Origin of the sequence: Flavobacterium panici (assembly GCF_903819335.1) — a bacterium.
In the GTDB taxonomy this organism is placed as follows: Bacteria; Bacteroidota; Bacteroidia; order Flavobacteriales; family Flavobacteriaceae; genus Flavobacterium; species Flavobacterium panici.
This window is the reverse complement of sequence record NZ_CAIJDE010000049.1, coordinates 90,666-114,662: the sequence shown is the minus strand read 5'-3', so window position 1 is coordinate 114,662 and position 23,997 is coordinate 90,666. Positions and strand designations below refer to the sequence as shown.

21 protein-coding genes are annotated in these 23,997 nt (G+C 30.3%); 4 read left to right on the top strand and 17 right to left on the bottom strand.

From position 1 onward, the window contains the following. Positions 1-44: 44 nt before the first annotated feature. The 12 genes from FLAPXU55_RS16215 to FLAPXU55_RS16160 form a co-directional block, all read right to left on the bottom strand. Entirely contained in the window at positions 45-1,625 is a 1,581-nt protein-coding gene (locus FLAPXU55_RS16215; RefSeq protein ID WP_180859447.1) for a hypothetical protein, read from the bottom strand. A gap of 431 nt (positions 1,626-2,056) precedes the next feature. Continuing rightward, complete coding sequence (locus tag FLAPXU55_RS16210) at positions 2,057-2,413, bottom strand: hypothetical protein (RefSeq protein ID WP_180859445.1); 357 nt, start codon at positions 2,411-2,413, stop codon at positions 2,057-2,059. A gap of 11 nt (positions 2,414-2,424) precedes the next feature. Then, on the bottom strand, positions 2,425-5,376 hold the full coding sequence (locus FLAPXU55_RS16205) for an EndoU domain-containing protein (protein ID WP_180859443.1): 2,952 nt from the start codon (positions 5,374-5,376) through the stop codon (positions 2,425-2,427). Continuing rightward, a complete protein-coding gene (locus FLAPXU55_RS16200) occupies positions 5,376-7,526 on the bottom strand; it encodes a hypothetical protein (protein ID WP_180859441.1) in 2,151 nt (716 codons plus the stop codon). Before FLAPXU55_RS16200 ends, FLAPXU55_RS16205 begins: the two co-directional genes overlap by 1 nt. Before the next feature lie 28 nt (positions 7,527-7,554). Continuing rightward, complete coding sequence (locus FLAPXU55_RS16195; protein WP_180859439.1) at positions 7,555-8,052, bottom strand: hypothetical protein; 498 nt, start codon at positions 8,050-8,052, stop codon at positions 7,555-7,557. 21 nt (positions 8,053-8,073) lie between these two features. Next, complete coding sequence (locus FLAPXU55_RS16190; RefSeq protein WP_053471139.1) at positions 8,074-8,532, bottom strand: CHAP domain-containing protein; 459 nt, start codon at positions 8,530-8,532, stop codon at positions 8,074-8,076. Next, complete coding sequence (locus tag FLAPXU55_RS16185; RefSeq protein WP_091290755.1) at positions 8,529-8,816, bottom strand: methyl-accepting chemotaxis protein; 288 nt, start codon at positions 8,814-8,816, stop codon at positions 8,529-8,531. Before FLAPXU55_RS16185 ends, FLAPXU55_RS16190 begins: the two co-directional genes overlap by 4 nt. A gap of 318 nt (positions 8,817-9,134) precedes the next feature. Then, on the bottom strand, positions 9,135-9,380 hold the full coding sequence (locus tag FLAPXU55_RS16180) for a hypothetical protein (RefSeq protein ID WP_053471137.1): 246 nt from the start codon (positions 9,378-9,380) through the stop codon (positions 9,135-9,137). Positions 9,381-9,816: 436 nt separating this feature from the next. Then, positions 9,817-10,017 (bottom strand): hypothetical protein, encoded by a 201-nt coding sequence (locus FLAPXU55_RS16175; protein WP_180859437.1) that lies wholly within the window; start codon positions 10,015-10,017, stop codon positions 9,817-9,819. A 122-nt stretch (positions 10,018-10,139) separates the two neighbouring features. Then, positions 10,140-10,856, bottom strand: coding sequence for a DUF3164 family protein (locus tag FLAPXU55_RS16170; protein WP_180859435.1), 717 nt, complete (start codon positions 10,854-10,856; stop codon positions 10,140-10,142). Between the two features lie 30 nt (positions 10,857-10,886). Further along, complete coding sequence (locus tag FLAPXU55_RS16165) at positions 10,887-11,165, bottom strand: hypothetical protein (RefSeq protein ID WP_053471134.1); 279 nt, start codon at positions 11,163-11,165, stop codon at positions 10,887-10,889. Then, a complete protein-coding gene (locus FLAPXU55_RS16160; protein ID WP_157849152.1) occupies positions 11,158-11,295 on the bottom strand; it encodes a hypothetical protein in 138 nt (45 codons plus the stop codon). Before FLAPXU55_RS16160 ends, FLAPXU55_RS16165 begins: the two co-directional genes overlap by 8 nt. A 304-nt stretch (positions 11,296-11,599) precedes the next feature. Between FLAPXU55_RS16160 and FLAPXU55_RS16155 the strand changes: the two genes are divergently transcribed. Continuing rightward, positions 11,600-12,283 carry a S24 family peptidase gene (locus tag FLAPXU55_RS16155; RefSeq protein ID WP_053471133.1) on the top strand — a complete coding sequence of 228 codons (684 nt, stop codon included), beginning with the start codon at positions 11,600-11,602 and terminating at the stop codon, positions 12,281-12,283. A 316-nt stretch (positions 12,284-12,599) separates the two neighbouring features. After that, positions 12,600-14,402 carry a glycoside hydrolase family 2 protein gene (locus FLAPXU55_RS16150; RefSeq protein ID WP_180859433.1) on the top strand — a complete coding sequence of 601 codons (1,803 nt, stop codon included), beginning with the start codon at positions 12,600-12,602 and terminating at the stop codon, positions 14,400-14,402. A gap of 140 nt (positions 14,403-14,542) precedes the next feature. Here FLAPXU55_RS16150 and FLAPXU55_RS16145 read toward each other — a convergent pair whose 3' ends face one another. The 5 genes from FLAPXU55_RS16145 to FLAPXU55_RS16125 all read right to left on the bottom strand — a co-directional run bounded on the left by FLAPXU55_RS16145 (position 14,543) and on the right by FLAPXU55_RS16125 (position 21,908). Further along, positions 14,543-16,729: a prolyl oligopeptidase family serine peptidase gene (locus tag FLAPXU55_RS16145; RefSeq protein WP_180859431.1), complete on the bottom strand. Its 2,187-nt coding sequence runs from the start codon at positions 16,727-16,729 to the stop codon at positions 14,543-14,545. Positions 16,730-16,771: 42 nt separating this feature from the next. Further along, the gene (locus tag FLAPXU55_RS16140; protein ID WP_180859429.1) at positions 16,772-16,921 is read right to left on the bottom strand and encodes a hypothetical protein; all 150 of its coding nucleotides are present in this window, start codon (positions 16,919-16,921) and stop codon (positions 16,772-16,774) included. Between the two features lie 127 nt (positions 16,922-17,048). Next, a complete protein-coding gene (locus FLAPXU55_RS16135; protein WP_180859427.1) occupies positions 17,049-18,755 on the bottom strand; it encodes a helix-turn-helix domain-containing protein in 1,707 nt (568 codons plus the stop codon). After that, complete coding sequence (locus FLAPXU55_RS16130; protein WP_180859425.1) at positions 18,752-19,627, bottom strand: thiopeptide-type bacteriocin biosynthesis protein; 876 nt, start codon at positions 19,625-19,627, stop codon at positions 18,752-18,754. Before FLAPXU55_RS16130 ends, FLAPXU55_RS16135 begins: the two co-directional genes overlap by 4 nt. Continuing rightward, positions 19,617-21,908, bottom strand: a complete 2,292-nt coding sequence (locus FLAPXU55_RS16125; protein ID WP_180859423.1) for a lantibiotic dehydratase family protein — start codon at positions 21,906-21,908, stop codon at positions 19,617-19,619. The genes FLAPXU55_RS16130 and FLAPXU55_RS16125 overlap by 11 nt, the downstream gene beginning before the upstream one ends. A 454-nt stretch (positions 21,909-22,362) precedes the next feature. On the opposite strand from FLAPXU55_RS16125, the gene FLAPXU55_RS16120 reads away from it, so the two are divergent. Both FLAPXU55_RS16120 and FLAPXU55_RS16115 read left to right on the top strand, forming a co-directional pair. After that, positions 22,363-23,715 (top strand): radical SAM/SPASM domain-containing protein, encoded by a 1,353-nt coding sequence (locus tag FLAPXU55_RS16120; RefSeq protein WP_180859421.1) that lies wholly within the window; start codon positions 22,363-22,365, stop codon positions 23,713-23,715. 63 nt (positions 23,716-23,778) lie between these two features. Further along, positions 23,779-23,928: a hypothetical protein gene (locus tag FLAPXU55_RS16115; protein WP_180859413.1), complete on the top strand. Its 150-nt coding sequence runs from the start codon at positions 23,779-23,781 to the stop codon at positions 23,926-23,928. Positions 23,929-23,997: the final 69 nt, after the last annotated feature.

The window sequence follows — 23,997 nt, the reverse complement described above, 5'->3', positions numbered from 1 at the left end:
GAAAGTAAATTAAAGTATTTTTTTACGTGTTGTATTCTTTAATCTTATCTGATTTTTTCGATAAAAAAGGCATCAGTTGACACATTTACATTTACTGCTACGTTTTTTCCAGCTGAATTTGTACTATCTGCGTATGTGTGCGTAATTTTTTCGACAATTTGAAAAGAACAATTTATAACGTCTTGATTGTTAGAGTTGTCTGGAGTTCTGATGTTTTTAAAAGATTCCTGAATACCTATACCATTATAATTACCATTCTGACCGGAACCGTTGCGTTTTGAAAAAATTGTTGCGCTTGCGTTTTTTGTGAAAGTTGAAAGATGAGTTGTAGTGTTTAGAAAATCGTTACTATAAATAAGGTAATCCACACCTTGTGGTACGGTACCCCATATGTATCCATCAAAACTACCGTTTGTAACTCTTAAATAATACTCAACCTTAATTGATGTTGGCAATATATTTCCACTACCAGATTCAGTCCAATAAGTACTATAATACATGCCTATTCGACCAACAAAAATACTCGGTATAGTACCCAATGGAATGTTTCCAATTACCGTTGTAGTTGTATTTGTAATTGCTGAAGGTGTATATGTATTTACATTTGGTGGTAAATTAACTAAAAGTGAAATAATACTTCCGTCATCCTCAAGAAGTCTATAACGTGCATTATTACGAGTTGTGAATAATTTACCAGAACTGTCACGCTCAATAGCTCCATTTTGTAATGTTGAGGTCAATGTGCCATTAGGAATAAAAAGAGATGGTGTTGTTGTATTCCCAGCGGCCAATGTAACTTTATTAGTAAAATTCCAAGGTCCGGAAATAGTTTGAGCCTGAGACTTAATCCATGTCCACCAGTTGAGTAATTTGGAGCGGCTAACCATCTTATTGTCTTCAGATACAGTTTGCGTTATTTGCGTTTCTGAATCTGTAGCAATAACAGCCGTAAGTTTTCCACTCAAACCTTTTACAGTAGGAAAATCGGCAGATCCTTCTAAATCTCCTGCTAATTTTAGAGTTCCTTTTACAGATGGAGTCGCATCAACTGTTGCTGAGATACCTATGTAATCGATTAATCCTCCGTTATTTGTGTTATTAATAGCACGCATTACAAAGTGAGCGCTTTCTTCAGGTTTTAAAACTAGATTGTTAGCTCCTGGTATATTAAATTTAAAATTGCCAGATCCTAAGTTATGAAAAATAGTAACATTTGTTAAGCTTCCATTTTTTAAAATAAAGTCACGGCCATGATATAAATTTTTTGAATCTTGAATATTTAAGGATTTTAAACCTGTCATTCCTTCCTCAAATTTCAAATATGATTTATCATCAACGTCAACCATGTCAATGTCTCCTATATAAAACATATGGAAGAAGCTTTTTGAGGTTTTGGTAATAAACTCATCCTGAGAGACATTGTCAATCATATCTTTTAATACTTTTCCTTGTCTGGCATCTAAGGCTTTTCCTTCAGTTGTACAATCAAGTGCATTATATTTTTCGGTTTGAAGATTGTTTACATCATTAAACTCCAGTTCACCTTTTTCGTTGGTTATTAAAATTTGGTTGGACTTATTTGTTTCTAAATCTGCCACTTTGATTCTGTTGTGATTTGTACTCATTTTTAATTAATTATTACGGGTTTTTAAATTTATAGGCGTTTATTAAGGCTTATGGGGGTTACCGTAATTTATTCTGGTTGATCAATACTTTTAGAGAGGATATTATTTGCCTCCTTTTAGTATGTTTTCAGCCAAAATGGATTGTTTTAAAAATTGTGTTAGTGGCGTCACAATAATTTTATTTTACAGAGTTTGTAAAATGTTTGAGTAATTATTGGCTTTCAGAAAAGCCAATAAAAGGTTAGGGAACTTAATTTTTTAAGCTCCGGATTGGGTTTTAAAATGTGATTTTTTGGATTTTGTTAGATTATCATTTTCTGTAAAGGAGAACGATGTTTTTTAAGAGAGCTCAAAGACTGAAAAGTCTTTGAGCTTTTTAATTTTTTGTGAGTGGGACGCTCGCGCCAGAGGGGGTGTTGGTTTAGATAAACTTACCCATTTCTTAGATAATTTACCCAAGCTTGGGTAATAGCTCGAAAATGATTTAGTGGGATACTTTGACTAATGATAAAAGATTCTCTATTAGTAAATGTTACAGAAAATGCAGATACCTCAATAAAATCACCATTTCCTACTGTTAGATCATTATCTATAGGAAAAGGATTTCCATTTAAATAATGATCAATTAATTGAATTACCTCCTCTTCGATATTATCGGGGTCTCGAAAATAAGTAAAAAACATTTCCATTTCTCCACCTCCATAAAAAAGTTTAGTATATGAATTTTGATTATCTCTAATTTTGATAAAACTTATATCATATAAGTCTAAAATCTGATTTAGTGTCATATTATTGTTATTTAAAAATCAAATTGATCGGGAAAAATAGACCATTTTCCGTACTTATCTTTTGTTATTATAATTTTTTGTCCATCTGTTGCCTTTGATTCAAATCGAAGTGTATTTATTTGTTTTGAAGGTCTAGATATTTTTTTTGAAAATGCATATGCCATTTCTTCATTTATTCTTTGCGTACTGTAAGAGGATGGCCAAAAAACACTTTCATTTTTTTTCGCTTTCATGTACTTTCTAGAAGGTGGTTCAAAAGGGTTCTCCCACTTTTTATTTGTTGCTGGATCAATTATATCTCCCATATGCCTTTCTATTTTTGCTTTTACATATCCTCTAGAATTTTCTTTAACGTTCAATGGATCTTTAAAATTCCATTTTCCTTCAATATATGGTGGAGCATTAATTATTTCAAGTTGATTATGCAAACCTGTAATTTCAGTACTTGTAGAACTGCCTGGTATAGGAGTAACTGATACATCACCTTTATGAACATGTTTAATCAAATTTCTATTGTTCGTTATATTGTGATAGGCATCTAAAAAATCATAATCTCTATAAAATTTCAAAAATTGAATTTCATTTTGCCAAATATCAACCCAAGTATACTGTTGAATCTCACCATTCACAATTCGCGAATGTTTGAAATCCATTTTTATCCATTTCCCTTCTTCTTGAACATTGTAAAAATAGTTAAAAAATGCAAATTGTTCATCTTTGGAAAAACTGTTAAATTTAGTTATGATTGTTTCACGTGCATAAGATGGAAGATTGTTTAGCTTTAAATGCATTAAATCTATTAAAGAATCTATATCATAGATACCTCTGATAGCATTCATAGTATCAATATCTAATCCATGAGGTTTTCCTAATGTAATTAATTTTCTTTCTTGTGTTAAAACGTCTGCAGCTGCACCATATAGTCTTTTTTTGATAAATGGATTTGAAACCAGTGAGCTAATTGTCAAAATTCCAAGAAAAGTATTTAGTTTTTGTGTAAATTTTTGTATATCAGGATCAGGATTCGTATTTCCTATATATGAACTAATTGCAAGTGCATTTCCCGCAGTAAATTGTATTAAACCGTTTACTCCAGAAACTGCTTCCCAAAATAATACGGTTTCTGATGCAGTGGCTGCACCAGTCCAGACAGCCCTAGTTTTTGATAAATAATTCAAGTATTTTAGACTTGATAATTCTCCAACCCCAGTTAAATTTAAGGCGATTTCAACAGCAGTCATTGTAGCAAAATCAATTTTTTTTAGATTGCTGTAATCTTGCATATAATATAAGAAAAATACAGGAATCCGAGATGTAGGGTCATCTATATTAATGTCATTTTTAGGATTTCTAAATTCAATTAGATCTAAATCTGGTTTAAAACCAATAATTGAAATAGGTTGAAATAAATCATATATTCCATATACATACGAATATGGCATTTTATGCTGATTGTTATCCTTAGGGGAATTTGTTGTTATCGTTGTTTCTCCTTTTTCAAGTACAGTAATTTTTCTCCCTTTTATGCCTTCAATTTCGTATTCTATATTTGTTGAACTGAGAAAAGCATCGTTTAATTCTCCAAATGATTGATAAAGTAATACTGCTGGAGAATTCTTACTGTTATAATATTTTGTTTTTTCTATTGAACTTCCTGAGTCAATAATTAATTTCATATAATATGATTCTGGGAATAGACCAAAAGCGTTTGCTCCTAAAGTATATGATGGATCAGCATATTTTGGATTGTATTTAGAAGATTTCCAAATTTTATATAATGTTAGGATGAATTTTTTTCTATTATCATCAGTATTAAAAATGTTATAATATCTACCAGATCTATTGTCATCAATTTTTGAATATAATATTTCAAAAAGAGTTTGCTGTGTATCGACAGTATTGGTTTGATTATAAACATTAGCAACCTGATATACTTGAATTTTCATAAGTCTATCTAGTAAATCATTTCTATCTCCAGCAGGTACAGAAGAAAAAGTGAAAGATTCGATAATCTTTATTGCTAACTGCTCTCCATTATTACTTTCAGTTAATCGATGACTATAATCACTTATATTTTCTAATAAATCAACTTTGTCGTTCATAGGTACAGTTGCTAAAGCTTCTGCTGAAAGACATCTTGCTAACCAGTAAAATTGCTCTTTTTTGGGGGCCTTTCTGATTGAAATTTGATTTGCATAAAAACCTTCATAGAAACTAGTTAAATTTCTCATATAATCTTCGAAAACTTCAACACTTGGACTTACAAATATTGGTTGAGTACTCCATTCAGATTTCTGACTGTTTATATATTGGCCAAAATCACTACTTGTTCCTAACTCGATTGTATTAAATATATTTTCTATTGAGTTGATTTGAATAGCAATCTTTGCGATCAAAAACGCTTTTGCCTGTTTATCATTTACATCGGTAAGTGGTGTAACAAATAATCCAATTTTATGATTGTAAAATTGCATCGCGGTATTATTCAATTGAACATTTGCCCCTCCAATAGGATCTGGAAAAACTCCAGTTGGGATTTTAATTTGCCAAGTTCCATAATCTACAATTTGTGTATTAGGTTGATATGGCCATTTATATGTTTCAATTTTACAGAAATCAGTATATGGGGTTTCTACTTTTATTTTTTTAACAATTATTACATCTTTAGCAGATGCTGATTTAAAAGTATATTTATGATCTTTTAGTTGATAAAGTTTATTTTTATCTATAAGGTATTCTAGAAAAAAATCTTCTTCATAAAAGCCCCCTATAACATCTTTGTCTATTTGTCCAACAAGATCCACATCTCTGAAATTTTCCTTAACCGTTTCTCTGAATTTTTTTGTAACTCCATTAACATCAGCTTCAAACGAATTTAAAAAGCCATATATACTATATTTTGGGTTAATTAAACCAGTTAGTTTAATAACTTCTCCCGATTTTAATATTGCTGCTTGTTCCATTATACAGATAAATCTAAATCTAACATTAATTCTTTTTTTAAGTCCTCTTTTACATATTCACTATATCCTTTACTAAAATGATAGTTTCGATCAAGAGAATAAGCAAATACAGTCTTTTCTGGTTCAGATAATTCTGTTTCACCATTTGTGTTTTCTGCTACAATAGCAACCTTATATTTTTGGTATTTTATATCCTCTGGAGAAATCAACTCATTTCCATCTTCAAATAAATCAATAAAAAACAAACGAGGATTTTTTATGTCATTCGTAATTAATGCTTTAATAGCATCATTCTCCTCTTTAGTTAATCCCAGAATAATTTTATTAGGTGTAGAGCCGTCTAGTGTTTTTAATTCTAGTCCTGTAATAGTTTGAGTACTGTCTGTAAACAATTTTAAATTATAGTAATAAGGATCTGGCAATTGATACGTTTTACTTTTTGTAACTGCACCGCTTGCAGAAGCCGTTGTTTTTGTATCTGGAGTTGTACTTCCGGTTGCAGATACGGCATTATTCATAACATCTCCGGCTTCAGTTAAATAAGTAACTCGCGCAACTGTAGATGGTTCTTCAATTCCGGTTTCAATAACATCGTTCACAGTAAGAGTTTGTACAATTGAAATACCTTGTTGTTTTTTATCGTAAAACTCATTGATAAGATTTAATTTTTCAGAAGTCATTCTGGAATAACTATTATCGCTGTTTAATTTTAATAAAGGCTCTGCTTTAAGCAAACTAAACACATCATCAAAAAAGTTCGCTTGCCCGTTTATAACAATAGGATCTCCATTTTCATCTAGTATTTCTCTAGCCTTATAAGTATTAACTTTTCCCTGATAGAGCAAAATATTAAGCGAAGCAATGTTTTTCCCTTGATAAGCAGGAGTTGTAAGCTGAATTGCTGACGTTAAATCTGCATAATTTCCTTCTTCATCTGGCGGTAATCGTAAACCATCGGCATTAATGAAATTATCTTTTTGTGCATTAGCAACATTAGCAATTTGCCCGTAAAAAGAAGTATTGTTATTGTTGTCTGTTGTAAATTGTAGATAAAGGTTATTTGTCGTAACTGTATTTGCCTGTTCTTGTTTATCAATTAAAATCGGCCAGCCATCAGTTCCATAAGTTACGGCTGTCATTGGAACAATTCCTTCTGAATTCGCTAATAAACCTGTTTTAAGATTTTCTGGACCATCGGCAATTTTATAGTTTCCATAAAAATCATAACTACGGGTACGGTCACTCTGAATATAGATATACCAATAGTTTTTAGTGAAAAAATTATTGATAACACTATTAAAAATTTCTACACCTTTTTTTGTTGTTTTAGTTCCTGCGCTGACAACATCTACAGAATCTTGCGGAACAAACAAACCATAAAAAGCAGCAATATCAATAAATTGAATACTTTGCTCGCGCAGTAATTTTTGTTGATACTGAGTACCTTCTGTAATTGAAATAGAAGCGAAAGCTTTACGAGCATATTCTAAATCAAACTTAAATTCGCCATTATCAAAATTATGTTTGTAATCGCCATAATTTAGGACTACATCAATTCCGCATTCTACGTTAACTCCTCCTGAAAAATAGCCTAACGTTTTGCCACTATCAATTAAAGGAAGTTCGAAAGTATCTTCTTCTTTTAAAACATTATCAATTGTTTTGAATTTCGATTCTTTAAAAAAGAAATCAGATAGAGGTGTTGCTAAGGGTTTTTCTTCGTCATATCCAATATATGAGGCAAGGAAAAGAGGTTTTTCAATAGCTGTATTTCCTGCATAGAAATCATCAAAATCAATATTAATCTTATTGATAAAGTCAGAGGTTTGAGCTGTATTTGAAATAATTTTTGGGTTTTCGCCAGCTGTAAAAAAATCACTTCTTTGCAATCCTCTGTAAATGAAATATTTGATATTTAATCCCGGAAATGGCTGTTTGTAAGGGCGAAGAATAAGATTTACTTTATCAGGACTGCCTGTTTGAGGCTGCACTAAAACAACTCCTTTACAGATTGCATAAGCCTTTTTGGGAGAACCTAATGAAAATTTGGAGGTCAGGTTAAACTCGGTACTCGATTGAGGACCAAAAGCTTGTTCGCGGCTTTGCGTAAAGCCTCCCGACTCCACGAAAAAATGAGACTGTGAAGACATATTTAAATGAATTATTTAAAAGTTAATTTTAAACCATCAAAGGCTTATAGATTTTGTAGACGAATCTTAGAAGTAAAAAGATTAGAGCAATAAGAAGAATTCTGCCCATCCAAATCTGCACTTTCTGCCAAAAAGTTAAGTAATTGACGAACTTGGTAATGGTAATTGTTTTTTCCTGAACATCTTTTACCTGTTTCGATTTCCAGAATGCATAAAGTTCCTGTTCTTTTAAGTCGCAGTCAACGTTGAGTTTATTGTTATCAAGTCGAACCCTTGGGCTTTTTAATGTACGCCCTGGTTCGGCCTGAATAACATTTTTGAGAACTACTTTTCCGTTAATACAGTCAAGTAATGCGTTGTAAGAACTGCTGTCTTTGGCAATTTTAAAAACAGTATCGTGCAGCGTTTCTGTAATTGTAATAGTTTGAACTTTATTTTCGTTTTCAACAGGTTTCGGACTTCGGCATGAAATCACGATCAGAATAATCAAAAGAGAAAAAACAAAGCATTTTAGTTTTTTAGTCATAATTAAGGTTGGTTTATAAATTTAGTTTTGCAGACGTAAAAAGCCTTTTACGCTTTTTATATCACGTTTTCTTCTGGCTACTTTGTAACCTTCACGGCCTCCGGCATCATTGGTATTTCCTTCAATGGTGTAAATAGTGGTTCCTGTCACTTTTTCAACGAAACCCGTATGGCCTGCACCGTTATTAAAATCCATAATGAAAACATCTCCGGGCTGAGGTGTTTTTTTTACTAAAAGTGGTCTCGAATTATATTGATCCAGAACTCCGGCAGTTTTCTTTAAAGGGTTTTTGGCATTAATCTGAAGCGCTGCTTTTTGCGTGCACCAGTAAACAAAAGCCATGCACCAGGCATATCCTTTTGATAGGCCGACGCTTCTTAAATAAATTTCAACTTCGGGGCCGGAGTTACTGTTTCTGGGAATTTCTTCGACACCAATTTGTGCCGTGGCTATTTCTAAGGTTTTTTGGGTTAGTGTCATGAATTTTTTCCGTTAAGCTGTTTAAATTTTTGTAACTCATCAACCAGCTGCTGGTTGATAAGCATAAGTTCTTTGTGTTGTACTTCCATTTTTTTTATGGTATCTGTGGCGGCGGTCAGGCGAGCGGTAATGTCATCAAGAAGATCACGGTAATATTTTACAGCGCTTACTGCGTTGTCAAGTTCGGCGGCGCGGTCTTCTGCTAATGATTTTCGCATAGAGAAAAACCAGGTTATAAAAGCGGCAAAAAATGCCGTAAGAGAGGGGTATAGAAACTGTTCCATTGAATGTGTTAATGTTGAATGTTTATAAAAGTGATTTGGGGAAACACACAGCGTGCTGTTTTTTTTGGAGAAGGTGCAATCTTAATTTTTTGCAGTTAGATTCCTGCTGTCTTTTCCTTTTGTGATTGCAAAGATTGGGTAAAAAAAGCCCTAAAAAAAACAAATGCAAGGCGTGCGAACATTAGTATTCTAGGGCTTTACATAGTTGTACAGAAAGCGAACAAAGCTCATTTTTACGAGAGTAAATGGCTCATCTTTGCACCATAAAAACAATGTTTTTTTAGGAGCTCAAAAGATTTCGTTTTCCTTTTATAAGGATTAAGAAGACTTTTCCTGATTGCTCATAAGTTCTTCAATTTTTTTCAATTCTGAAGTAATAGGGGTGCAAAGAATTTCATACAAAGTAGTTCGTGAAATGGGATAAACAGGATAAACATATTTACGCCATACTACCGTAGTCGGAATATCTTCCGTTTTGTGTTTTTGATACAGTTCTTTAACAAGTTTGTAGCGCAATAATTTATTTTTTTGAATTCCGAGGCTTCTGTTTGAGGATATAGGCATGATAATGATATTTATAGAGTGATAGAAAATGAAGAAAGATTTTTTGAAAAGAGAAGAATTATTAAAATGAAGATTTAATCATGATTAAGAATTATTTGAATACGATATAATGACATAAAGATTTACTGCAGCCAAACCATTTAATCTTTTTAAGTAATGGTTTTTCTACTTCAAATGCCATTTTTTTGAACCTCGTTCTGAGGTGCTATTTGTTAAAGAATATTTTTTTAACAATTGAGGTCTGTACTCTTCCTATCATGATCTCGTTCCGCAGCTCTAAAGACTGGGAACTCTACAGAAAGAATGGTTTTTGGCTGCTTTTTTGGGTAAAAACCGCCCATCTTCGGTTCCTGTTTTCCTTCAGAAAGAAGCGAAAAACAGGAACCATTTTTTTATGTTTACTTAAGTTTTATAATGTAGATTTTGAGGGGATTATTCAGCCTTTGTAGATAGCTGTCGTGTGTTTTTTAAATCTCGGATTTTTAATTACGATGCTTTCATATTGATTAAAAGCCTGACGTTCTTTATTCGATAAATCATTTTTACAGTTCCAGTTACCAAGTCCGTCTTTAAAAATGATGTGTTCATTAACTTTGTAACTTTCGTGGTCAGTAATTGGCTTTATTTTTACGCTCATTTAAATATTGTTTAAAAATTATTTTGATTCTGAAATAAAACCATTCACGAAATAAAAGAATTGGCTTTAAGTTGGTTGCAATAAGCAGAAGAGCTAAAAGGGCCGAAGCGTAAATATCATTATTAGGCTGCATGACTTTGTTCGTTTTGCTGGTTAAAGAAATTAAAAGCATATCCCTGTAAAAAATCTACAGACGACATTGACAACGGAATATTGGTTTTTACACCATTTTCATCAATTCTGTTCGCCTCGATAAACCAGCTTGAGCGGATTGGTTTAAAAGAAGAAGCAATAATTTCAACACCATCTGTAAATTCTTCATTATTAAATTCTTTAGTTAATTTTTGAAGTTCTAAAACGCGCGAACCTTTTAAATTTCCTTTAGCATCTTTTTTTAATAAATTGAAAACAATTTTTACCAATGATGCTGTTTCTTTACTGGTCGAAAGCGACGAAATATAATTCTGCACTTTTTCAATACCAATTGTTACTGTATCGTCCCAGCCTTCGTTAATACGATATCCAATCGTAATTTCTTCTTTATCATTAGAAAAAGTATGAGACATCTGCTTTTCTTTAAAACCATAAACCTGATTCTTTAAATCCAGAATAGTTTCAAATAACTGAAAAGTTTCTGTTTTTGCATTTCGCATCATTTCAGAAGTTTCGTGTAATCTCGAAAGTGCTTTAGGAATAGTTTCGGCTACCAGTTTTTTATAAGCATCTCGTTCTTCATTCTTTTTATTTTCAATTCGGTTTAAAGCTTCTTTTAATTGCTGTGCAGAAAATTGAGATAAGTCCAAAGATGGGTTCATTGTTTTTGTTAACGGCGTGTTCATAATAATAGGCTTTTAGTTTTTATAATAATTTTAGTTATGCAATAAGATTTCTTCTTTAAATGGATCACCGTAATAAGGCTTAAAATTATAGTGATCAGCAAGTCTTAATACCTCTTTTAATTTGTTTTCAATTGCTTGTGAAACGGGACGGGGAGAAGCGGTTTCATTGTCCAGAATATGCATCCATTGAAAACGTTCCTGATTAATGCAGATTCTTTCTCCGGGCGTAAAAGATTTCGATCTTTCAGAACAATATTGAAGTGCCAGATACAATTGTGCAATTCTTGTTTCGATTTGATTTCTACTCATGATTTTTATTTAATAAGGTTCGTAATTTTTTGATGTCAGATTCTATTAGATTTCTCTCGGGGCTGTTTGGATTTTCAATCAGCCAATTCTCCAGTTCCTGAATTTTTTCCTTGATTTGATTTGTTTCCATTTTTATGATTTAAGTAATGATGAATAAGGATTTTTTAATTTTAATGATTAATATTACAAGTCATTCGTAGTTTTATTCTGATTTAGTGTAGTGCTGTGTTTTTCATTTTTTAGTAACTTAAGTGTCTTGTAATTAATTTATTATCAATAATTTATTCAAGTATTTTGTTTTGAGTGTAGTTTGTGTACCGCATAAATTTGTATGTGTTTGACTTGTTTTTAATATTTATTTTTCTTTACTTTGCAAATATAATGTAAAATAATACATCAAAACAAATTTTTAACGTAAAAAAATACATCTTTTTATGGGGTCGACTGAAAGAATAAGAGAATACCTTGATTATAAAGGGATTACTAAATATAAGTTCTGCAATGATTTAGGCTTTTCTAATAAATTTTTAGATAATAGCAGTAATATGGGAACTGATAAAGCGTGTAAAATTTTACACTACTATCCGGAAATAAACTCTGAATGGCTTTTAACTGGAAATGGATCCATGATAAAAGAGGATAACACTAATATTGTAATTATGAATAATGACCGAAAAACAATCGATTCGCTGCACGTGAGTCAGGAAATCCCATTATATGATTTGGAAGCTGTAGCAGGTTTGAGGGAATTATTTAGCAGCGGAAAACCGCAAAGAGTTTTAGATACTATAAAAATTCCAAATCTTCCTAAATGTGACGGAGCGATTTCTGTAACCGGTGATAGTATGTATCCGCTTTTAAAATCTGGAGATATAATTTTATACAAGGAAACAGAATTTGATAATATCTTTTTTGGTGAAATGTATCTTTTAAGTGTCAAGTTGAATGACTGGGAAGAATATATTACAGTAAAGTATGTTCAGAAATCAGAACAAGGGCAGGAGTTTGTGAAATTGGTAAGTCAGAATTCACATCATCAGCCAAAAGACATTCATATTTCAAAAATATCTGCATTAGCGCTTATAAAAGCCAGTATTCGTATTAATACGATGATGTAAATTTACATATCACTATAAAAGTTAGCCTCTTAAATTATTGTATTTAAGAGGTTTTTATTTTTTTATCCCATCAATAAAGTCTAAATAAATCCTCTTCAAAAGAAAAAAAACAACTACGCTCATTTTGGTGTATTAGATTCATTTTGTAGTGTATTTGATATGTTTTTTCTAAGTTTAAGTAAATAAACCTATTGTAATTTAGGAACGGAAAAACGAATTTTAATTATGAAGGATGATTTTTTGATAAGAAGCTGATTGTTAATTTGTTCTTTTGATAAAAATAGAAAATTGTATTTTTAAATAAATAATTATTGCTATGAGAAAAATAATAATGCTGTGTTTTGCTTTTCTGGTTTTTGGGAAAACGATGGCGCAGGAAATTCCGTTACTATCTAATATTTCATCTCGAAATAATATCAACTTAAACGGGAAATGGAGTTATATTGTAGATCCACTCGAAAACGGATATTACGATTATCGTTTAGTGCCTTTAAAAGACAACGGATTTTTCGAAAATAAAAAATTCAATACTACAGATTTAACCGAATATAATTTTGCCACTTCAGCCACAATGGATATTCCGTCTGACTGGAATTCAAAAGATCAAAGATTATTTTTTTATGAAGGAACAGTTTGGTTTCAGAAAGACTTTAATTATAAAAAAGATGCACAAACCAAAGGAATTCTTCATTTTGGAGCAGTTAATTACGATGCAAAAGTATATGTAAATGGAAAACTGGCAGGAAATCATGTTGGTGGTTATACACCTTTTAATTTTGATGTAACCAATTTATTAGTTGATGGGAATAACTTTGTCGTAGTAAAAGTAGATAACAAACGTCATAAAGATAATGTCCCAACCGTAAATATGGATTGGTGGAATTACGGCGGAATCACAAGAGATGTTACTTTGGCTCAGGTTCCGAATACTTATGTTGAAGATTATCTGGTTCAGCTAGATAAAAAAGAAAAAGGAAAAATTTCAGGCTGGATTAAGCTGAATAGTGAAACGGCTAATCAATCGCTTTCGGTTTCCATTCCTGAATTAAAAATCAAAAAGATTATTACAACCGATTCAAAAGGTTTTGCGTATTTCGAAATAAAAGCAAATCCGGTTTTATGGACTCCGGAAAAACCAAAATTATATGATGTAGTTATAAGTAAAGCAGATGAAAATATAAACGATAAAATTGGTTTTAGAACAATTGAAACTAAAGGAAAAGAAATTCTGTTAAACGGAAAAAAAGTCTTTTTAAGAGGAATCAGTATTCATGAAGAAGCGCCTTTCAGATCTGGAAGAGCCTGGTCACAGGAAGATGCGATTACATTATTAACCTGGGCAAAAGAATTAGGTTGTAATTATGTTCGTTTAGCGCATTATCCGCATAACGAAAACATGGTAAAAGAAGCTGAAAAAATGGGATTAATGATTTGGTCAGAAGTTCCGGTATATTGGACTATTTCATGGACAAATCCTGATACATACGCAAATGCCGAACGTCAGCTGCATGATATGATTTACAGGGATAAAAACCGCTGTGGAATTGTAATTTGGTCAATAGCAAACGAAACGCCTCATGGTGACGACAGAGATCTTTTTCTAAGCAAATTAGCAAAATATGCCCGCTCACAGGACAATTCTCGATTAATAAGTATGGCGATGGAGGTAACCAAAAGTTCCAACAATATCAATACACTGCAGGATAATATGAATGAATATGTAGATATTGTAAGTTTTAATCAATATTTAGGCTGGTACAGAGGAACGAATGAATCTTGTAAAGATATGCAATGGGTAATTCCATATAATAAACCGGTTATCATTAGTGAATTTGGGGGCGAAGCTTTGCAAGGATTACATGGCGACAAAAAAGAACGCTGGAACGAAGAATATCAGGAAGAGCTGTATATTCAAAATACACAAATGTTTAATCGAATTGAAGGTTTAGCTGGAGTGTCTCCGTGGATTTTGGTGGACTTTAGATCACCAAGAAGACAATTGTCAAACATTCAGGATTTCTTTAACCGTAAAGGCTTAATTTCAAGTAATGGAATTAAAAAGAAAGCTTTTTATGTGATGAAAGATTGGTACGCACAGAAAGAAGAAGAGTATAAGTAAAACGAGTTTTAGATAAAGTGAAAAACCTTCAAAGTCAGAAATGATTTCGGAGGTTTTTGTATTTTTTTCAATATTAAAATTTTTCCGAAGAGCTTCAGAGTTTATTTCTTCGCCCAAAAAAATGTAGAAAAATAAAATCCTTACTCCCTAATTTTATATTTGTCTTTAGATAATTTAAATTTTGGATGTCCCATTTGCCAAAAAGCAAATGCAAATTCATCTGCAAAATCATTATATAATTGCAAATTTGAACTGTTTATCCCATGTCCGGCATCATAATTTACGGCAAAAAGGATTTCATTTGTAGTCGATGTAATACTTTCAAGTTTAGCTACAAATTTGGCAGACATCCAAGGGGCAACCCGGGCATCATTCATACCTACAGAAATAAGGCAGGCCGGATAGTTAACACCTTGTTTTATATGATTAAAAGAATCAATTTCTGCCAGCATAGTGAGTTCTTCTTTAATAGCTGGATCACCTAACTCCTTCATATTATTGGGGCCATTTGGTGCCTTGTCAATTCTAAGTGGATTAAGGTAGCCATCATAACAAATCATTACTTTGAATAAATCAGGACGTTCTGTCATTGCCCTGCCTACAAGGATACCGCCAGCGCTTCCGCTTAACATACCTATTTTATCTTTTGTAGTTATATTATTAGTAATTAAATATTCTGCAGCAGCAATAAAATCTTTCCATGTATTGGGTTTGTTTTTCTTAAAACCACTTTCATGCCAGCTATCTCCTTTTTCTCCTCCTCCTCTTACATGTGGTATAACATAAATGCCGCCATTCATGACCCATGACAGAATGATAGGCTGAAATCGCGGACTTCTTGAAATTCCATAAGATCCATAACCATCCATCATGACGTAATTTTCTTTATCACGTTTTAATTTCTTATTGTAAATTAAACTAACAGGGACTAAAACACCGTCGTGCGAAGGAATTTCAATTTCCTTTACAACAAAATCTTTAAATTCAGGATATGAAACAATAGGATTGGTAGTGTCTTCAGTAAACTGATCCTTAGCAAAGTTATAGCAAAATCTTCTATTTGGGTTTAGCCACCCGCTTATGTTTATTGATAAATCACTGCCATATTTGTTGTTTGAAGTTAAGGAGATATTTCCCGCTTGGGCAGGTAAACTAAGAGCCTTTATTTTTTTATTTTTTATATGATATAACTTGGCTTCAACGCCATTTTTTTTAGTCGTATAAAAGAGTCCGTCATTATTTACTACAAAATCATCAATCGTTTCTTTTACATTTTCTTTTACGATTATTTCAGGATTTTGAAGGTTTAAATTAGAAATTTGGGACTTAATGATTTTAAAGTTTGAAGTTTTATTTGAAGAAATACAATACAATTCGTCATTTAAAATTACAGGATTTAATAGCCCGTCGCTTTTTTTATAGAGTAATTTCCAATCTATTTTTAGATTTTTTAATTCGCTGATATCAGCATAATAATAGTCTAAATATATTGCCGCCCCGCTCAAGGAAGCTAAAATATATTTATCCTTATAATTTATTTTTTTAATAATTGGGAAATCTGATCGTGAAATCTGCAGATTGGGATTGTTTTTTTTTGAGAATAAAACAATATGTTTTGATGAATCATCTCCTATTTTATAAGCAACAGATTCAGTATCTAAAAGATAATCGGGGGATTTTGTGTCAATAACAGGTATGTTAACATAGATTATTCCGCTGTCATCTGGTAACCAGTTAATTCCGCCTAATTCTGCAGGCCAGCAATTTAAAATAATTGTGGGTAATATTTTTTTGCTTTTAATATCAAGAAAACCTATTTCGGCAATTTCTTCTCCATTTTTGGTAAAACTAAGTGCAATTTTGGTTTCATCCCACGATGGTTTAAGATAAGAAATTGTGTAGGTGTTTCCTGTTTCTTTTTTATAGTTTGCAGCATCAAAAATTAAAACTTCATTTTTTCCTTTTTCTTTTAAATAAAGTTTGTCATACTTGTCTGCAGAGGTTCTTTTTAAATAATAAAAAGAATTATTTTCTGTAATTGTTAATAATGTTACATTAAAGGATTTCCGTTGTTCAAATTCAATGAATTTTTCAACAAATTCATTTCTACCCGAAATGTTATTCAATAAATCTCTAGCTCGATCATTATGTTGTTTAAACCATTTTTGTACTGAATCATTTTGTAAATTTTCTAGATATTGAAAATTATCCATAATTGTAGTATTCGAATGTTTATCATCATTATTTTTTTCTTTTACTATCACATCTTGAGATAAGCCGGTAATTGAGAAACAAAATATAAAAATAAGCTGTATTATTGATTTCATTAATGTAACATTATTTAATTGCCTGGATAACTTAAAAATTGATTATCCTCTAATCGTAGGTGAAGTAATTGGTGGATCTTCATCTGCCAGCGCAGATCCGCCACCTACGATAACTTTCTTGTTTTTAATTTCTGCAATTCTAAATTTTTCCAAAGAAAGTTTTTTTTCTTCAATTCTGTTTACTTTTTTCATTTGATTTGTATTTATAGTTGATACTAGTTTGATACAAATGTATATTGATGAAGTAATTTAAAATAATAGTACTTGTCTACATTTATAAATGTAGATGATTTAGGTTGTTAAGTATTGATAATCAGTACTATGCGGATAATTTATTTTTTGTTTCTTCTATTTTTTTAATGAAATACGAAGGTTGCAGTCCTGTCTTTGTGTAAAATGCTTTTGCAAAAGATTCCGAATTACTAAAGCCAACCTCTTCTGAAATAGCTTTTATAGTATATCTCCTAAATTTTTTATCTTTTTTCAATCTTGAAATAGCATAATCAATACGCATATCATTAATGTATTGACTAAAGTTTTTCTCTTTGTAAAAATTGATAATTTTAGATAAATAGCTGCTATTACTGGCAAATTCTCTGGCAAGATCTGTCTGTTTCAAGTTTAGTCTTAAATATCCTTTCTTATTTTCAAATTCAGACAGTTTTTTTAATATATCTTTTATCATTTCAATAGGCAGGTCAATTGTTTTTTCTTCCTGATTGTTTTTTATTTGAATAATTTGTTCTTCATTGTTTGAATTTTCCAGTAAAGGAGCCTGCATTAATTCATTAAAACGTTGTTCAAAGAGTTTATTTTTGTTTTTTACTTTTATTAGGTAATAAATAGAAAATACAAGTCCTAACATTAATAAAATAGAAATAATAGTGTGAAAAATATTTTCATTTTTAATCTCTTTAATTAAGTTTTCTTTCTCAATTAAAAGATTTGGTGTGTCATAATTTTTACTTATTTTATTTGAAAGTATTACATTATTTGCTTTAAAATAGCTCTCAATCTCTATCAGCCTGTTTAAATAATATAATTGTTTTTTATCATTATTAGTAATCTTTGAAATTTCTATCAAACGGATGTAATTGTCTTTTATATCACAAGAGTATTGTTTTGTTTTAACTAAAATGGAATCGACTTTTTCATAATAAAGCATTGCTTTATCAATGTTTTTTTCGCTTTTAAAGATATTCTCTCCTTTATAATAATAACAAATAGCTAAGTTTGAAGTATCATCAGTATTCTTAATTAAGCTTATAGCTTTTTCCAGATAAGTTTTACTTTGATTAAAATCATTTTTAAGATTCAAACATATTCCTTTATACATTATATAGTATGGGTAATATGGATTAGTAACGGGAAGTGTTTTTAATTCATTATTTATATAATTTAATGCAACATCCTCTTTATTTAATCTTATATAAATATCAGCAAGGACCCATTTAATAAAAATAACGTCGATTTTTTTATTTGGCTTGTTCTTAAAATAATTTAAGTTCTCGACAAATAAAGGCAAAGCCTCTTCAGGTCTTCCTAATTCAATTTTTATTAATCCAATATATCTTTTAATGATTAAATTCTGCTCAAAATTGCCTCTTTTCTGAGACAGCTTTTCAGCAATCAGTATATATTTTAATGCCTGATTTAAATTAAGGTTGATTTGAAAGTAATTAGCTTTCAATACATAAGCTTTTGCCGGATAAATATAATCAGACTTATTATTTGTCAATGAAATAATTGAATCTGCATATTTTAATTGAATTGCTTTACCTCTGTGAATTAAAGCTTTGTAATACATAGCGTCTGCAATTCTAAAAACGTCATTGAATTCTTTGGCTTTTTTATAATAAACATCAATGTAAACTTTTTTTCGATTTAAGTCTGACGCTGAATTTTCTATTTTTTCATCTAACTCTTTGAAACTTAATTTTTTTAAATTTATGTTCTGTAAGTTATTCTGTTGTGAGAAAATCACTCCATTAATAGCAAGCAATAAGATTAAAGTAATTTTTTTCATTGTTTTTTATGTATAACATATTTATAATACCGGCTCATAAAATCGTAACATAACAATTCATATTCTTTTTGTTTTGATCTGAATGTTCTATTAATATTCATATGAATAAAAGAAGTAATTAAATCTAAAGAATTGATGTTTTGATTTTGATCGCTTTTACTCAAAATTGTTTTTATAGTTTTTATTTCTTCGTGATTAATTTTTATTATTTCACTAAGTCCATCCAAATATTCCGGATCCTGTTCATTGTCAAGAAATGACAAAATATCTGTTTTGTATTTTAAATACACACGGGATAAATTGTTTGTATTTTCTTTTTTTACATTATGCTCGGATTTAAATTTCATAGAGACATGCTGTACAAACTCCAGACAAATGTCTATTGGTATTTCAAAATATTTCAACAGATCTTTAATCATTTGCAGTGAACTAAAAATCCTGGCTATTTCATCATATTCAGGTGTTGTACAACTAATTAATTCAACTACTTTTTTACTATTGTGATAAAATAATTTTTCTGCTTCAACAATAGTACTTCCTCCATATCTTTCTATTTCTCTTTTGTAATTAGCCAGAAAAAAATCATTAACAACCTGGTCTTTAATTAATTTAGCCAGATACAGGTTTATAAATTTTATTACTTCCTGAAATGCATCCAGATTAGTTAGATGAAAACGTATTCTAAGATGATTATTAGGATCTTTATATCTTATAAAAAACCACTCATCAATGAGTTTCTTTTCAAATAGTACATCTGCAATTATTACAATTTCATTAATTAAAATTCGGTCTGCAGAGTAGCTTCCGCAATAAATTTTATAATAGACCCATTCCTCGCCAATGATAAAAAATCTTTTTGTTTTAAAATCCATGTTTTTCCCATTTCAAGCTTGCTATAAATTCGTTTGCATAATAATCATCTTTACCTTTAACTATTTTATCTGATGGAAATAAATATTCTTCTAATATAAATTTTGTTCGATTTTTAATGACTGATAAAAGCATTTCAACACAAGTCGAATTTTGTGTATTTATAATTAAAGTATTATCTCCATCTACCAGTGAAATATATTGAGGCAGTGATTTAGATATTGCTGAAGAAATATCTGCAATTAAACTAAAAATATTTTTCTCATAAATTTTATATTTTGAACTTAAATTCATGAAAAAAACAGGATTTTTTTCATGGCTGAAAATCCATTTGGCTTTTAAAATAATGCAATTTCCAATAGTTACTCTTGGGAAATAATTAAATAAATTTTCTAAATTATCTGTTTTAATTCCTATACCGGATTTACAATTTTCAAATTGCATATCGCATAAAAATTGATAAATAGGTAAAGCTTTATAAGAAAAATTATGGGCATTAGTTAATTTTGGAATAATCTCCTTTCCATGTTTTTTACTCCATAAAATTAAACGGCCGGAATTTAATTTTAAATGGATATCTGTAATATGAATTTGCTTTAGTAAATCTAAATTTGACTGACCTAAATAAGGAATTTCATAAGATCTGAAAGTCGGTCTTCTTAGCACATTTCCAGTTCTAGATTCTGGTAAATGAACAATTTCAGCAATAATTGCATTGGCATTACTATCTGATTCATGTTTTGTAATTTCACTTGCAAAAGCATTTATAAAATCATTGCCATAACAAAATCTTGCAAATAAATTTGCAGCACTAGATCCTCCTATGTTTTGAATTACAATCCATTCTTTTTCGTCTTCTTTAACAATTTCAAAAAGGCAGGAAAATGTATCGGGCAGATTTTGATTAGAAAAATCAATATCTTTAAAATCATTAAAAGTTAATTCAGTACTTTTTTCATTATTAATTATGGCTTTTTCAAATTTATAATGAATTATTTTTTCTACCGGCCCTAAAATAGTTTTATGATCAATATTCAATTCATTTAATCCTAAACCATCTAATATAGGTGAGACATCAAAATTTCCATTGTCTAATCCGTATCCAATTCCTGCTTCAAAATCTAAAGCTTTTACTAATGGTATAGATTCGCCATCATAGCGTTTAATAAATTCAATTTTAAAATTCTCTAGAAATGTTTTTTTGGGTATTGAAGAAATTTTATTTAAAAGTTTTATGGCATTCAATAATTCACCTTTGTATTTTCCATCTAACTGAAGTTCATTCGAATTAAGAAATAAATCTGTTTGAAACAGATATTTTTCATTAAACAAAAGATTTTTATCTTTTATGATTTGAATAATTTTTTCATAAGATGATATTGAATGTGTTTGTGCTTCATCAATCTGTGCTAGTTTTTTTGACAAAATTTTCAGATTCGGAAGTAACTTGCTTTTAGTAGTTATATCATTTGGCAGTTGTTCTTCCTTTTCACCTATAGAATTTTCGAGCGAATCAGTTAAATAAAGTAATTTATTTAAAAAATCATCTCCGGTAAGTGTCAGTTCCAATTCTGAAACTAGTATTTGATTACTTATTAATTCGTCTATAAAGTCGATTGCCTCACCTTCAGTTATTTCATCTGATTTTAAAAAATTAATTAATTCAATTTTAGAAATTCCTAAAACTGATTTTTCCAATATAAAATCTAAATACTCATTTCGTTTTACTGCTTCAAGTGAATAATTACGGCTGTCTTGATTTAATATATATTGAACATATCTGTAATAATCACCTAATTTGTATAAAGTACTGTTTGGATAATAAAGTAAATCATTTTGAATCAGTAAATTATTTTGAAGTTCGTTCCCTAAATTAGCGATGAATTGCATATCAAAACGGGTCTTTCTATAAAAGGATTTTGCATTATCAATATTAATTTTTGTTTCAGTACCAAATTTTCCAGAGCCACATGCTGAGAAAAGACCAAAGGGTGTGCATCTGGTTGACATCCGAATAAAATACTTTAATAACGAAATTTTAATTTTTTGACCTTTATCTGCTGGATAATTTTTTGAAGAAATCCATTTTTGCACTTGTTTATATAATTCTGGTGATGCTACAAATAGAGATTCCTTAATTTTATTATCCTTTAACAATTCCTTTATATCCTCTTCCTCAATTATAAATCCATTTGTAAGATTTTTATAGAAACTAATTGGGTGAACAGGAATTCGGGCAATAATGGATGAAAAAAAACTATAATCTATTTCTGATTTAAGCATACATTTTAGTATAAGAATCGGATTTCAAAAATAGAGTATTTTATCAATTAATCAATGATTATAAGAATATAATTACTATTTCTTTAAACAATTTTTACTTGATTATGATAATTTGTGATTGAAAACCAAAAAAAGTTGAAGTTGTTAAGCATAGTGACAGAAAGGCTGTACAACGGAGTCATCAGGCAATTTATAAATATCGATTCTATATTTATAAATCCAGTACACTAGTTTTTGTTTTGTTTGTTGTCATCATCTAGTTTTACTACAGAAAAAAATCCATAAATAGAGTTTGCACTTTACAAATTGCTTAGCAGACGCTAAAAAATCCAAATAATTTTTAGAAAAGAATGAATTGCTTTTATAATTAAAATGCAAATCTGTGAATCATCCCTGCTGTTTTTAAAGCCTGAATATTAGATGGGAATACCATTAAGATCAAAAATATTTAAGAATGAAATATAAATTATCAGATTATTTAGTTTTTTCCCAGCCTATCATATCAAATAAATACGTTTTAGTTTACTCTACTATTTCAACCACAATGATATTAATTCAACTGGATTTGTATCATATCTTAATTAATAAACTCTTCGACAAGATTGACAATACTTCATTAAATGAATTATTAAAAAATAAAATACTGGTTTCGAGCAGCTTTAATGAGTTAGATTTTATAATTCAGGAAAATAAAGAAGCCATTAAAAACGAGGACTTACTTTATCAGGTTATTTCGCCATCTGCAAATTGCCAGTTAGGCTGTGAATATTGCGGTCAGGTACACACAAAAAAAAAATTAACCGATAATTTGAACAAAAAAATTATTGAAAGAATCTCAAATAATTTAAAAATCAAAAAATATAAAAAGTTAGGTATTTCCTGGTTTGGTGCTGAGCCATTAATGGGTTTGTTAAACATCAGGAAATTGTCTGCAGCGTTAATGGAGTTAGCCTCAAAAAATAATTGCACGTATTCGGCTAAAATGGTAACCAACGGATTAAGCTTAAAAAAGGATATTTTTTTTGATTTGGTAGAAAATTATAAAGTTGAAAATTTTGAAATTACTCTGGACGGTACAGAAGAAAATCATGATGCAAGAAGACACACCAAATTAAAAGATAAAACATTTGCTTTGATCTTTAAAAATTTAAAAGATATAGTAAATGATCCAAGATTTGATCAATTAAACTGCGCTATAAGAATTCGCTGTAATGTAGATGAATCAAATTATAATAGTGCATTTGATTTAATTGAACTGCTTGATAAAGAAAAGATTCTGGAAAAAATATCATTTTATACCGCACCTATTCATTCCTGGGGCAATGATGCCCATTTAAATGCATTGTCGCATCAAAACTATTCTAAGTTTCAAATAAATGAATATTTACTGTTAATGAAAAAACAGCATTCTTTTGCAATACTGCCGGGTAAGAAAACCAATATAGTATGCACAAGTCTGCATGAACATGCTGAAGTATTTGATGCAGATGGTAATGTATATAACTGTACAGAAATCTCTCAGGTAGATGTTTATAAAGATATCCATGCCTTTAAGTTAGGGAAACTAAATGATGAGTCCTATGTAAATACCGAAAGATCGTTTGCTTCATGGAACGATGATATTTTAAACGGAGAAGTTCCGTGTACAACATGCAGAATATTACCTATTTGCGGCGGCGCCTGTCCTAAATTATGGAAAGAAGGTATATCGCCTTGTCCTGCTATTAAGTATAATATTGAAGACCGGTTATTGTTAGAATTTAGTAAAAGAAAAGAAGAGTATTTACAACTTAAAAATATTGTTTAGGCCAGACAATAGGGGGAAGTCGAAAAACCTATATAGAGTAGACATACATTTAAATCAAAAAACATGAGTGATTTAGAAGATTTAAAAAAAGAGCTGGAAGTAATCGAACTGGAAGAAAGACTAGAAATGGTTCAGTTAATTGCTGCAGATGCTGCAGATGGACCACAAAGTCCAAATGGAAATTCTAGCTGTTGTTTTGGTTCAGGCCACTAGAAATTAATCTAAACACCTACGAAGCTTAATTGTTTCAAGGGTGTTTAGTTTTTTTAATTAATATAAAAT

Excerpts from the sequence above, each read along its gene's own strand:
- FLAPXU55_RS16135 (WP_180859427.1), bottom strand. The coding sequence starts at position 18,755 with ATGAAAAAAATTACTTTAATCTTATTGCTTGCTATTAATGGAGTGATT.
- FLAPXU55_RS16165 (WP_053471134.1), bottom strand. The coding sequence starts at position 11,165 with ATGAGTAGAAATCAAATCGAAACAAGAATTGCACAATTGTATCTGGCA.
- FLAPXU55_RS16155 (WP_053471133.1), top strand. The coding sequence starts at position 11,600 with ATGGGGTCGACTGAAAGAATAAGAGAATACCTTGATTATAAAGGGATT.
- FLAPXU55_RS16125 (WP_180859423.1), bottom strand. The coding sequence starts at position 21,908 with ATGCTTAAATCAGAAATAGATTATAGTTTTTTTTCATCCATTATTGCC.
- FLAPXU55_RS16180 (WP_053471137.1), bottom strand. The coding sequence starts at position 9,380 with ATGCCTATATCCTCAAACAGAAGCCTCGGAATTCAAAAAAATAAATTA.
- FLAPXU55_RS16210 (WP_180859445.1), bottom strand. The coding sequence starts at position 2,413 with ATGACACTAAATCAGATTTTAGACTTATATGATATAAGTTTTATCAAA.
- FLAPXU55_RS16175 (WP_180859437.1), bottom strand. The coding sequence starts at position 10,017 with ATGAGCGTAAAAATAAAGCCAATTACTGACCACGAAAGTTACAAAGTT.
- FLAPXU55_RS16195 (WP_180859439.1), bottom strand. The coding sequence starts at position 8,052 with ATGACTAAAAAACTAAAATGCTTTGTTTTTTCTCTTTTGATTATTCTG.
- FLAPXU55_RS16130 (WP_180859425.1), bottom strand. The coding sequence starts at position 19,627 with ATGGATTTTAAAACAAAAAGATTTTTTATCATTGGCGAGGAATGGGTC.
- FLAPXU55_RS16200 (WP_180859441.1), bottom strand. The coding sequence starts at position 7,526 with ATGTCTTCACAGTCTCATTTTTTCGTGGAGTCGGGAGGCTTTACGCAA.
- FLAPXU55_RS16150 (WP_180859433.1), top strand. The coding sequence starts at position 12,600 with ATGAGAAAAATAATAATGCTGTGTTTTGCTTTTCTGGTTTTTGGGAAA.
- FLAPXU55_RS16215 (WP_180859447.1), bottom strand. The coding sequence starts at position 1,625 with ATGAGTACAAATCACAACAGAATCAAAGTGGCAGATTTAGAAACAAAT.
- FLAPXU55_RS16160 (WP_157849152.1), bottom strand. The coding sequence starts at position 11,295 with ATGGAAACAAATCAAATCAAGGAAAAAATTCAGGAACTGGAGAATTGG.
- FLAPXU55_RS16140 (WP_180859429.1), bottom strand. The coding sequence starts at position 16,921 with ATGAAAAAAGTAAACAGAATTGAAGAAAAAAAACTTTCTTTGGAAAAA.
- FLAPXU55_RS16190 (WP_053471139.1), bottom strand. The coding sequence starts at position 8,532 with ATGACACTAACCCAAAAAACCTTAGAAATAGCCACGGCACAAATTGGT.
- FLAPXU55_RS16120 (WP_180859421.1), top strand. The coding sequence starts at position 22,363 with ATGAAATATAAATTATCAGATTATTTAGTTTTTTCCCAGCCTATCATA.
- FLAPXU55_RS16115 (WP_180859413.1), top strand. The coding sequence starts at position 23,779 with ATGAGTGATTTAGAAGATTTAAAAAAAGAGCTGGAAGTAATCGAACTG.
- FLAPXU55_RS16185 (WP_091290755.1), bottom strand. The coding sequence starts at position 8,816 with ATGGAACAGTTTCTATACCCCTCTCTTACGGCATTTTTTGCCGCTTTT.
- FLAPXU55_RS16205 (WP_180859443.1), bottom strand. The coding sequence starts at position 5,376 with ATGGAACAAGCAGCAATATTAAAATCGGGAGAAGTTATTAAACTAACT.
- FLAPXU55_RS16145 (WP_180859431.1), bottom strand. The coding sequence starts at position 16,729 with ATGAAATCAATAATACAGCTTATTTTTATATTTTGTTTCTCAATTACC.
- FLAPXU55_RS16170 (WP_180859435.1), bottom strand. The coding sequence starts at position 10,856 with ATGAACACGCCGTTAACAAAAACAATGAACCCATCTTTGGACTTATCT.